This window comes from Sphingorhabdus sp., assembly GCF_023910635.1.
Lineage (GTDB): Bacteria > Pseudomonadota > Alphaproteobacteria > Sphingomonadales > Sphingomonadaceae > Sphingorhabdus_B.
Genome location: NZ_JAAVVZ010000042.1, coordinates 1 through 5,851 on the forward strand (window position 1 = coordinate 1; position 5,851 = coordinate 5,851).

General features: G+C 56.8%; 6 protein-coding genes and 1 pseudogene. 4 read left to right on the plus strand and 3 right to left on the minus strand.

All coding sequences use genetic code 11. The annotated features are described in order from the left end of the window. The 3 genes and pseudogenes from HEQ34_RS13650 to HEQ34_RS13660 all read right to left on the minus strand — a co-directional run. Nucleotides 1–179 (minus strand): annotated as a pseudogene (locus HEQ34_RS13650) (peptidase M28); the annotation flags it as partial. Between the two features lie 53 nt (nt 180–232). Continuing rightward, nucleotides 233–997, minus strand: a complete 765-nt coding sequence (locus HEQ34_RS13655) for a metallophosphoesterase family protein (protein WP_296201405.1) — start codon at nt 995–997, stop codon at nt 233–235. A 42-nt stretch (nt 998–1,039) separates the two neighbouring features. Beyond that, the gene (locus tag HEQ34_RS13660; protein ID WP_296201406.1) at nt 1,040–2,203 is read right to left on the minus strand and encodes a saccharopine dehydrogenase NADP-binding domain-containing protein; all 1,164 of its coding nucleotides are present in this window, start codon (nt 2,201–2,203) and stop codon (nt 1,040–1,042) included. A 214-nt stretch (nt 2,204–2,417) separates the two neighbouring features. Between HEQ34_RS13660 and HEQ34_RS13665 the strand changes: the two genes are divergently transcribed. From HEQ34_RS13665 to HEQ34_RS13680, 4 genes are all read left to right on the plus strand, one after another. Further along, nucleotides 2,418–2,852, plus strand: a complete 435-nt coding sequence (locus tag HEQ34_RS13665) for a hotdog fold thioesterase (RefSeq protein WP_296201407.1) — start codon at nt 2,418–2,420, stop codon at nt 2,850–2,852. A 78-nt stretch (nt 2,853–2,930) separates the two neighbouring features. After that, nucleotides 2,931–4,166, plus strand: coding sequence for an alpha/beta fold hydrolase (locus HEQ34_RS13670; protein WP_296201408.1), 1,236 nt, complete (start codon nt 2,931–2,933; stop codon nt 4,164–4,166). Between the two features lie 79 nt (nt 4,167–4,245). Further along, a complete protein-coding gene (gene hppD, locus HEQ34_RS13675) occupies nt 4,246–5,331 on the plus strand; it encodes a 4-hydroxyphenylpyruvate dioxygenase (RefSeq protein ID WP_296201409.1) in 1,086 nt (361 codons plus the stop codon). Beyond that, nucleotides 5,328–5,851 (plus strand): VOC family protein (locus tag HEQ34_RS13680; protein WP_296201410.1); only part of this gene is annotated, 524 nt, incomplete at its 3' end. The genes hppD and HEQ34_RS13680, both read left to right, overlap by 4 nt.

A 5,851-nucleotide genomic window follows, 5' to 3' on the forward strand; every position in this document is an offset into this window, starting at 1 on the left:
ACAAATTCGCTGTGCGCCCATTTGCGGGCGGCACCGATGCCGAGTTTTGGGTCCGTTGCCGATGACAATGTATGGCGCGTGCCAAAGCTGACGAGTTTTTCAACGTCGGCTTTCAGGCGCTCGGCTTTTGGCTTGGCTGGGGGGTTGGCCGCTGCGGCCAAGGGGGCGACGAGGGCCAATTGCGATGATGCTCGCGCAGACGAACAGTCTTTTCATGATATTACCCCGCCCGTCATGTTTGCAGATACCAACGATCGCCGCCCTCAAGCGCCAAGGCCGTTAACTTGCCCGAATTATACGCGCCGGTATCAATGCCAATGCGTGACCCGCGTTCTTCTACTTCCTCGTAAATGGTGTGGCCGTAGACAATGACCTTTTCCAGATCGCCGCGTTGCCCCACAAATTCGTCGCGTATCCAGCGCAAATCGCTTGGTTTTTGGTCTGCCAAAGCGACACCGGGGCGAATACCGGCATGGACGAAGGCATAATCGCCAATGATAATCTGGTCTTCGAAGCTTTCGACAAAGGCGATGTGCGCTTGCGGCACTAAGGTCGCCAGTCGATCGGTCAGTTGCTCCATATCCAATGTCATATATTCGGCGCGGGTGATCGGATACGACAAGACCGTCTCCTCGCCGCCAATGCGCAGGAAGAAACGCGTAACCTTTGGGTCGCCCTTGCGGCAGGCGCTGACAAACACTTCCTCATGATTGCCCATCAGGAACCGGGCATTTTTGCCAGATGCCTTCAACGCCATCGCGGTTTCAATGACCGCCGCGCTGCCGGGGCCTCTATCGACCAGATCGCCCAAAAATATGATCTGCGTATCGGCCACGCCGCGCGCTTGGTCGTCGGCTTCAATCTTGGCCAGCAAGGCAGACAATAAGTCATCGCGCCCGTGGATATCGCCGATGGCATATATGCGCACGCCGTCGGGCACCCGCGCGGTATCGAGCGGGCGTGGGGCAACAGCTTTTTTGAAAAGGCGACCTAACATGGCTTGCGCCCTATAAGCCCGCCTGATGAATTATGGAAGCGGTCAGCCTTCAACAGCGAAAATCAATCCGGCATTTTTTTGCAACCGGTCCACAAGGTGCTCCCCCAAGGCAGCGCCCGGTGTTGTCACGCCGCCCGGACCATCCTGTTCGCACAAAGCAATCGCGGTTTCGCTGATCATCTTGCTGGTCGAACCATAGCCGGGGTCGCGGTCGCCCTTGACGCTGAATCGCGCCGTGCGGCCATCGGGATATTCGGCGATGAACAGCACGTCATAAAAGCCGGTTTCGCGTTCTTCTTTGGTCGGGCCTTCGCCGGGCTTGGGATCATCCGCGCCGCCCATCATCGGGGTGGAGGCGACATGCTTGGCCATGGCTTCGCCTTGCTCGCCGGGGCCCGTCAGCACCATTTCATCATAGACAAAATCTGCACCATAAGCATGGCCGAGCAAATGGTTGGTGCGGTGGACATTTTTGGTGTTGATCGGCGCCATGACGAAATTGGTCGCCCAACTGCCGAGGCTTTCGTCATATTCGGGCTTATTGCCCGCAGGCTGCGGCGGGCCAGCAAAATCGGCCGACAGGCTGAACGGGTTGGTCAAATAACCGATAACCGCAGGGTCCTTGCCAGCGGCGGCCATGGTCGCCTTCAGGCTGGCTGCGGTGCCGCCGGAAAACGTGCCCTTCATGGCGCGCACGCGGCCCTTCACCCGTGGTGCGGGCGCGCCAAATGTCGCCACGCAATGCTTTTGCAGCATCATCACGCCAAGGTCGAAGGGGATGGAATCAAAGCCAGCGGAAAACACGATCCGCGCGCCCGACGCCTTTGCCGCGTCGTCATGCTGGTCAATTTTCTGACGCATCCATGCCGGTTCGCCGCATAAATCGGTATAATCGGTTCCATTGGCGACGCAGGCGGCGACAAGTTCATTGCCATATAATTGATAGGGCCCGACGGTTGTCAAAACGACCTTAGTGCGCTTGACCATCGCGTCGAGCGAAGCGGGGTCAGACGCATCGGCAACGATCAATGGCGTGTCTGCGGCGGCACCAATCAGGTCGCGGACTTCCTCCAACTTGGAAAGGCTACGCCCCGCCATCGCCCATTTCAGGCCAGTTTTGTCCTTCAGATATTCAGCCACCAAACGCCCAGTATAGCCCGTGGCACCATAAACAATGATATCGAATTCGCGTGGGGTGGTGGGCATGTAGTTTCCTCTCTTTGGGCGTGACGGCATATTGGGGACAGGATTCTGCCCCTTAAGATTACAAACATATATGCATAAGCGGCGTTTTTTGTAAACCTAGGGTCGGGGCCACGTAAATGCACCTTCGCGGTTCGAGACGATTTTGACGCCGCGAAGGTACATTTACGTGGTCCTGACCCTAGACAGTGCGCGCCGCTTCGCGCATGGAGATTGCATGACGATATGGTTTCACGAAAAGCTTGATCTTGCGGCGTTAACCGCCAGCGGTGCACATTGCATGCCCGGTTTTGTCGGCATACAATTCATCGATTATGGGGACAATTGGATCAAGGCACAGATGCCCGTCGATGAACGCACGAAGCAGCCTTATGGCCGGCTCCATGGGGGCGCATCGGTCGTCTTGGCCGAAACGGTAGGCTCCACTGCTGCTGCCATGACGGTTGACCCAAGCAAGTTTGCGACCGTGGGCATGGAAATCAACGCCAACCATATTCGCCCGGTAAAGGATGGTCTTGTATTTGCCACGGCAACATCGGAATCGATTGGCCGCACGACGCAAATTTGGTCAATCCGGATAGAGGATGAAGCCGGCAAGCTGGTTTGTATTTCGCGCATTACGATGGCGGTTATTTCCACCGAGCGCGCATAAATTATTGCGTAAAATGCAGTAAGCGTGCACGGACAGTTAGAATATGACACCGTTAGACAGAATTTGGGGTTTGGACGAATGTCGCTTCGTTATGTAAGAGAATTTAAGGGCTTTGCAGGCATAAGGCTTGAGGCCGACGATATTGGTTCTGCCGATGACCCGTCCATTGTCCTGCTGCATGGCTTTGGCCAAACGCGCAAAGTGTGGGAAGATGTGGCCATTGGTTTGGAACAGGCTGGACGCCATGTCATCAATGTCGACCTTCGCGGCCATGGCGGCAGCGAATGGCCGTCCGACGGTCGGTATGACTTTACTGCTTATGTCGAAGATTTGCGCGCAGTGCTGGGCCAAATGCGGACGCGCCCCGTTGTTGTTGCGGCGTCGCACAGTGCGTGGATTGCGACCATGGCCTTGGCCGAAGACGCTGCGACCCTGGCATCGGGCCTGATATTCGTCGATCCGCCTGTGGGTCATGACACAAAGGCGGTGCGCGCGGCGGCAGACCGTATGTCGGCGGCGCTTGGGCAGGGTTTGAACCCGGCAGATTATGACAAAGCCATATTTGCGGCATTCGACATTAATGGCGTGGGTGAGGCACTTTGCGAGGCAGCGGCGCACATTGGTTTGCCGTCGCTGATCATTCGTGGTGCCTTGGGCCAAGTCGACCCTGATGCCGCACGGCCCGAATTTGTGGACCGGCTTCCCAATGTTGAGGCGATTGACGTCGATGGCGGTGGCTTGCTGATCGTGGCGGAACGGGCAGAGGCGTTTAACGGGCTACTCATCGACTTTTTGGAGCGCAAGCAACCGCGCTTCATTCCCGAATATCGTTCCGGATCCGATGCGCGGACATTGCGCGATGCGATGGGGTGTTTCGCGACAGGCGTGACGATTATCACCGCGCATGACTCGGATGGGAAGCCTGTGGGCTTGACCGCCAACAGCTTTACCAGCGTGTCGCTGGACCCGCCTTTGTTGCTGGTGTGCATCGCCAATAATTCTGGAAGCGCAGAGGTTTTGCGCGGCATTGATGATTTCGCTGTCAACGTTCTGCAAATCGGGCAGCAACCCGTTTCCAACCTGTTCGCAGGGAAAAGCGAAGATCGCTTTGCCGGAACGCGGTGGGAAGTGGGCGAATATGGCGCGCCGATCTTGCCAAGCTCGCTTGGCATATTCGAATGCAAACGCCATGCCTTGCACGCGGCTGGCGACCATTTCATCTTGGTCGGTCGCGTAGAAAAAGCGAGCTTTGAGCCACGCCGTGACCCATTGCTCTACTTCCGGGGCAAATACCGCCGCTTGCACTTTACCTGAACCGTCACGCGCATTGACTCATGCCTGACGATTACGTAAACTGGTTGCAAATGTAACCAGTTTTTGCAGGAGCGCGTATATGACCGATTTGTTCGAAAACCCGTTGGGACTCGATGGGTTCGAATTCATCGAATTTTCTGCGCCGGAAAAGGGCCTTCTGGAACCGGTGTTTGAACGCATGGGTTTCAGCCGGATTGCGCGGCATCGGTCGAAGGATGTGGACCTGTGGCGGCAAGGCGAAATCAACCTGATCGCCAATTACGAACCCAAAAGCCCTGCGGCCTATTTTGCGGCGGAGCATGGCCCGTCGGCGTGCGGCATGGCGTTTCGCGTAAAGAACGCGCGCCTTGCCTATGACGAAGCGATTGCGCGCGGTGCCGAACCGGTTGAAACGCGCACTGGGCCTATGGAGCTGCGCTTGCCCGCCATTCGCGGCATTGGCGGCGCGATGATCTATCTTGTGGACCGCTACGGCGATGCCTTGTCCATTTATGACATTGATTTCGACTATCTGCCCGGTGTTGACCGCAACCCCGTTGGTGCCGGTTTCAAGATCATCGATCACCTAACGCACAATGTCTATGGCGGGCGCATGGCGCATTGGGGCAGTTTTTACGAACGCGTCTTCAACTTCCGCGAAATCCGCTATTTCGACATTAAGGGCGAATATACCGGCCTCACCAGCCGCGCGATGACTGCGCCGGACGGCAAAATCCGCATTCCGTTGAATGAAGAGGGCAAGGCCGGCGGCGGGCAGATTGATGAATATCTGCGCGCCTATAATGGCGAAGGGATTCAACATATCGCCTTTTCCTGCGATGATTTGCCGGCCTGCTGGGACCGGTTGAAGGTGCTGGGCACGCCCTTTGCGCCGCCACCGCCCAAGGCCTATTATGATATGTTGGAGGAACGCTTGCCGGGCCATGGCGAGCCGGTTGATGCGTTGCAATCGCGTGGCATCTTGCTCGACGGGTCGACGCAAGATGGCGACCCGCGCTTGTTGTTGCAGATATTCTCGCAAACCATGATTGGCCCTGTCTTCTTCGAATTCATTCAGCGCAAAAAAGACGAAGGCTTTGGCGAAGGCAATTTCACCGCCTTGTTCAAAAGCATCGAGCGCGACCAGATAGAACGCGGCGCGCTTCAGGTGGAGCCAGTGGCATGACCGCGCCCGTAAAGCTGAGCCGCATTCACCATGTCGCCTATCGGTGTAAGGACGCAAAGGCGACGGCGGATTGGTATGCGCATGTGCTGGGCATGGAATTCACCACCGCCTTTGCCGAGGATCATGTGCCATCGACAGGCGAATATGACCCATATATGCATATCTTCTTGGATTGCGGCGGGGGCAATGTCATCGCGTTCTTCGAACTGCCGAACCAGCCCGAAATGGGCAAAGACCCCAATACCCCGGCCTGGGTCCAACATATCGCGTTTGAGGTTGCGGACATGGACGCATTGCTGGCCGCCAAGGCGCATATTGAGGGCCAAGGCATAGATGTAATTGGCCCGACCTTTCACGGCATATTCCGGTCGATCTATTTCTTTGACCCCAATGGCCACCGATTGGAGCTTGCCTGCAACATCGGCACCGCGCAGCAACATGCCGAATTAAAACGCGTCGCGCCGTTGATGCTTCAGGAATGGAGCGAGACCAAAAAAGCCCCGCGCCATGCCGATTGGCT

What these genes read in the sequence shown, in the direction of transcription:
- HEQ34_RS13655 (WP_296201405.1), bottom strand. Translation starts at nt 997, where the DNA reads ATGTTAGGTCGCCTTTTCAAAAAAGCTGTTGCCCCACGCCCGCTCGAT.
- HEQ34_RS13660 (WP_296201406.1), bottom strand. Translation starts at nt 2,203, where the DNA reads ATGCCCACCACCCCACGCGAATTCGATATCATTGTTTATGGTGCCACG.
- HEQ34_RS13665 (WP_296201407.1), top strand. Translation starts at nt 2,418, where the DNA reads ATGACGATATGGTTTCACGAAAAGCTTGATCTTGCGGCGTTAACCGCC.
- HEQ34_RS13670 (WP_296201408.1), top strand. Translation starts at nt 2,931, where the DNA reads ATGTCGCTTCGTTATGTAAGAGAATTTAAGGGCTTTGCAGGCATAAGG.
- hppD (WP_296201409.1), top strand. Translation starts at nt 4,246, where the DNA reads ATGACCGATTTGTTCGAAAACCCGTTGGGACTCGATGGGTTCGAATTC.